This is a genomic window from Streptomyces swartbergensis (assembly GCF_002148965.1).
Lineage (GTDB): Bacteria > Actinomycetota > Actinomycetes > Streptomycetales > Streptomycetaceae > Streptomyces > Streptomyces swartbergensis.
On sequence record NZ_NGFN01000526.1, the window covers coordinates 1 to 3,755 of the forward strand.

Sequence of the window (3,755 nt, forward strand, 5' to 3'; positions counted from 1 at the left end):
GCCCGCAGCTCACGCCGCGCTGTCAGTCCCACCCCCTATCGTGCAAAACCATGACCACCCCGCGCCCCGCAACAGAACTCTCCGCAGACGAGGCCCGCAGAATCGCGCTCCGGGCCCAAGGCTTCCTCGGCGCCCCCGACCGCCGCTCCGGCGTCCGCGGCATCCTCCGCCACCTGGGCGCGATACAGCTCGACACCATCTCGGTCCTGGCCCGCTCCCACGAACTCGTCCCGTACGCCCGCCTGGGCGCGGTAGGCCGGAAGACAGTGGAAGACGCCTACTGGAAGGGAACCCACGCCTTCGAGTACTGGTCCCACGCGGCCTGCATCCTCCCCATCGAGGAGTGGCCCCACTTCGCCTTCCGCCGCCGTGCCTACCGCAGCCGCCCGCACTGGAACCACGAGCTGCCGGACGGCGCCTACGACGAGGTCATCAAGCAGCTCCGCGACGAGGGCCCCCTCACGGCCACGGAGTTGGGCGGCGCGAAGAAGACGAACGACTGGTGGGACTGGTCCGGCTCGAAGGTCGCCGTCGAGCGCGCCCTGATGTACGGCGAGGTGGTCTGCGTGGAGCGCCGCGGCTGGAAGCGCGTGTACGACCTCGCCGAGCGCGCGATACCCGAGGACCTGCTGCACGACGAACTGGACGACACCGAGTGCCTGCGCCGCCTGGTCCGCCTGGCGGGCCAGGCCCTCGGCGTCGGCACGCGCGCGGACATCGCCGACTACCACCGCCTCAAGGGCGAGCAGGTCGACGCGGTGATCGCCGACTCCGGCCTCGTCCCGGTCACGGTCGAGGGCTGGGGCAAGCCCGCCTGGGCCGATCCGGCGGCCCTGGAGACACCCCCGCGCGGCCGCCACCGCACCACGCTGCTCTCGCCCTTCGACTCCCTGATCTGGGAGCGGGCGCGCACGGAGCGGATCTTCGGCTTCACCCACCGCCTGGAGGCCTACGTCCCCAAGCAGAAGCGGGTGTACGGCTACTTCGCGATGCCGGTCCTGGCCGGCGGCCGGCTCGTCGGCCGCGTGGACCCGGCCCGCGAGGGCCGCACGCTGGTGGCCAAGCAGGTCACGCTCGACGGCGCCAAGGCGGTCCCGGCCGTCGCCCAGGCCCTGGCCGAGGCGGCGACCTGGGTGGACTGCACGGACGTACGCGTGGAGTTGGTCGACGCGCCGGACCTGCGCGAGCCCCTCGTGAAGGAACTCGCCCGCATCCTCGTGTGATCCCTACCGGATCTGAGCCCTACCGGATCTCGAGGATCTTCTCCCGCATCGCATACACCACCGCTTCCATCCTGGAGTGCAGCTGAAGCTTCTCCAGGATGTTGCGCACGTGGTTCTTCACGGTGTTCTCGGAGATGAACAACTCCTTGGCGATATCGCGATTGTTCATCCCCGTCGCGACGAGTTTGAGGACTTCCAGTTCGCGGTCCGTCAGCCGCGGCGCGGGCACCAGCCGGCGCTCGTCCGTGCGCTGGATCATCGACTTGAACTCGGTGAGCAGTTTCGACGCCATGGACGGGCTGATCTGCGACTGCCCGTCGGCCACCGCGCGAATGGCGGTGGCCACCTCGTCCGTCGAGATCTCCTTGAGGAGATAGCCGGTCGCGCCCGCCTTGATGGCGTCGTAGAGATCGGCTTCCTCGTCGCTGATCGTCAGCATGATGATCTTGGCGCTGGGGGCGACCTCCTTGATGGAGGTGCAGGCCTCGATCCCGCCCCGCTTGGGCATCCGCACATCCATCAGGACGATGTCGGGCAGCAGGTCGGCGGCCTTCTCGACGGCCTCGGCACCGTCGCCCGCCTCCCCGACGACCTGGATGTCCTCCTCGGCCGCCAGCACGATCTCCAGCCCGCGGCGGAACAGGGCGTGGTCGTCGACCACAAGGACTCTGATCGGTTCCTTGCGTGGAGAGTCCGTGTCCGGGCCCATGCCGACGACGCCGTCGTCGGCATCCTCGTCACGCATCGGTCCGAAGCTGTCCGCCATCGTTCCTCCCCCTGAAGGCTGTGGCCTGTGGTCCTGAGCCATCGCCAACCCAGAGCAACGACCCACCGGTTGGGCCGTGGCCAACCATGATTTCATGCCCGGACGACACCGGGGTGACGGAGCGGGGCGCCAAGGGTCGCACGGGGGTGCCCCTGGGGGCGCATACGCGCTCCAGGGGCACCTGCTCCGCTGTCACCCGGCATGGTCAGCCGCCGAGCGCACCGCCCGCGTCGGGTGAGTGCGCCTGTGTGACCATCGTGTCCGTCCTGAGGTGGATCACGCCGTAGTCGTAGGCGTGCCGTCGGTAGACGACACTCGGTTCCTTGGTCTCGGAGTCGACGAACAGGTAGAAGTCGTGCCCGACCAGTTCCATCTCGTAGAGCGCCTGGTCGAGGGTCATGGGGGCTGCGACGTGGGTCTTCTCGCGGACGACGATGGGGCCGTCACCCTGCACTTCGAGTGAGCCGATCTTCTTCGTGGGGACGGCCTCCTCCGGCTCCTCCTCCGAAGTCGGCACCAGGCCGTTTCCGTTGAGCGTCGCCACGCCCGGGACGTGGTCGGCGACCTCTGCGGCCGAGATCCGGCGCGCGCCACGGCGTGAGAACCGCTTGTCGTGCTGCCTGCGCAGCCGGGCTTCCAGCTTTTCCGCCGCCAGGTCGAGCGCCGCGTACGGATCGCTCGCCGCTGCCTCCGCCCGGATCACCGGACCGCGGGAGCGGAGCGTGATCTCCACTCGGTCACAACGGTCGGCCTGCCTGGGGTTGGGCTCCTTGGACACCTCGACGTCGAGGCTGATCACCTTGCCATCGAGCTTCTGGATCTTCTCCAGCTTCAGCTTCTCGGCCACGTGCTTCCGGAACCGCTCGGGCACCTCGGTCTTGCGGCCCTTGACGACGATGTCCACGCAGAACTCCGTTCCCGGATCGCTCCGCTTCGGTGCGGAGCGTCTCCCTTTTGCACCAGGTTCCGGTGTGCCCCGGAACCTCGGACTCGGTGACTTCCACCTCCTCCCCCGTGGGCGGGATCTCCACTCCACCGTCGCGAGTGATGAAGAAAAACCCGCGGCACGGCATTCGGATTTGAGAGGTGTGGCCTGCGGCTTTCCCTCTCAACCGAACATATCTCGCCCGGACGGATGTCGTCACCCTCTACTGCGGCGTACCTCCGTTCAGGTGAATAAGCCCTCTCGTTACCTGCAACGACGCAAGATCTCAGTCAGTTCCGGTTTATTTGGAAAGAGTCCGGTGATGCCGCGACCACTGCCGCACACACCACGTCCACGACTCCGTCGGCGCCGCCCGCGCCCGTCATTCCCTGCCGGCCGGGCCGCCGGCCCGTCCTCTCTCGCCTTGATCCGACGTTCTGTTCCTCTCTGCTTTCCCACGTCTCTCCCCCGTACACGGCCGCGGCCCCGGCAGCGTTCGAAACCGGCCCCGCCGCCCGCACCGCCCGCGCGGCTTCCGCCAAGGACGCCCCGGTGGTCATCACGTCGTCGACGAGGACGACCGGCCCGCCGGAGAGCAGCCGGGCACCTCCGGGCACCACCGCCAGCGCGCCCGCGAGATTGTCCAGTCGCTGCCGGGAGTTGAGCTCCGACTGGTCGGCCACGGCCCGCCGCTGCCGCAGCACGCCGAGCACGCGGGCAGGCACGCCGCTCCGCCGCAGCTCCCCGGCCGCCGCGAGCGCGATCCGCCGCGCGGGATCATGCCCCCGGGCCCGCACGGCCCGCTGCCCCGACGGCACGGGCACGAGCAGCACAGGAGCCC

General features: G+C 69.2%; 4 protein-coding genes. 1 reads left to right on the plus strand and 3 read right to left on the minus strand.

Going from position 1 to position 3,755, the window contains the following annotated elements:
* Positions 1 to 50 precede the first annotated feature (50 nt).
* A complete protein-coding gene (locus tag CA983_RS41425) occupies positions 51 to 1,223 on the plus strand; it encodes a winged helix-turn-helix domain-containing protein (protein ID WP_086605818.1) in 1,173 nt (390 codons plus the stop codon).
* A 19-nt stretch (positions 1,224 to 1,242) separates the two neighbouring features.
* Here the strand turns inward: CA983_RS41425 and CA983_RS41430 are convergent, their stop codons facing one another.
* From CA983_RS41430 to CA983_RS41440, 3 genes are all read right to left on the minus strand, one after another.
* Positions 1,243 to 1,989 (minus strand): response regulator, encoded by a 747-nt coding sequence (locus CA983_RS41430; RefSeq protein WP_086605819.1) that lies wholly within the window; start codon positions 1,987 to 1,989, stop codon positions 1,243 to 1,245.
* Positions 1,990 to 2,194: 205 nt separating this feature from the next.
* Positions 2,195 to 2,893, minus strand: a complete 699-nt coding sequence (gene hpf, locus CA983_RS41435) for a ribosome hibernation-promoting factor, HPF/YfiA family (RefSeq protein WP_086605820.1) — start codon at positions 2,891 to 2,893, stop codon at positions 2,195 to 2,197.
* Between the two features lie 311 nt (positions 2,894 to 3,204).
* Positions 3,205 to 3,755 (minus strand): ComF family protein (locus CA983_RS41440; protein ID WP_279628506.1); only part of this gene is annotated, 551 nt, incomplete at its 5' end.

What these genes read in the sequence shown, in the direction of transcription:
- CA983_RS41430 (WP_086605819.1), bottom strand. Translation starts at nt 1,989, where the DNA reads ATGGCGGACAGCTTCGGACCGATGCGTGACGAGGATGCCGACGACGGC.
- CA983_RS41425 (WP_086605818.1), top strand. Translation starts at nt 51, where the DNA reads ATGACCACCCCGCGCCCCGCAACAGAACTCTCCGCAGACGAGGCCCGC.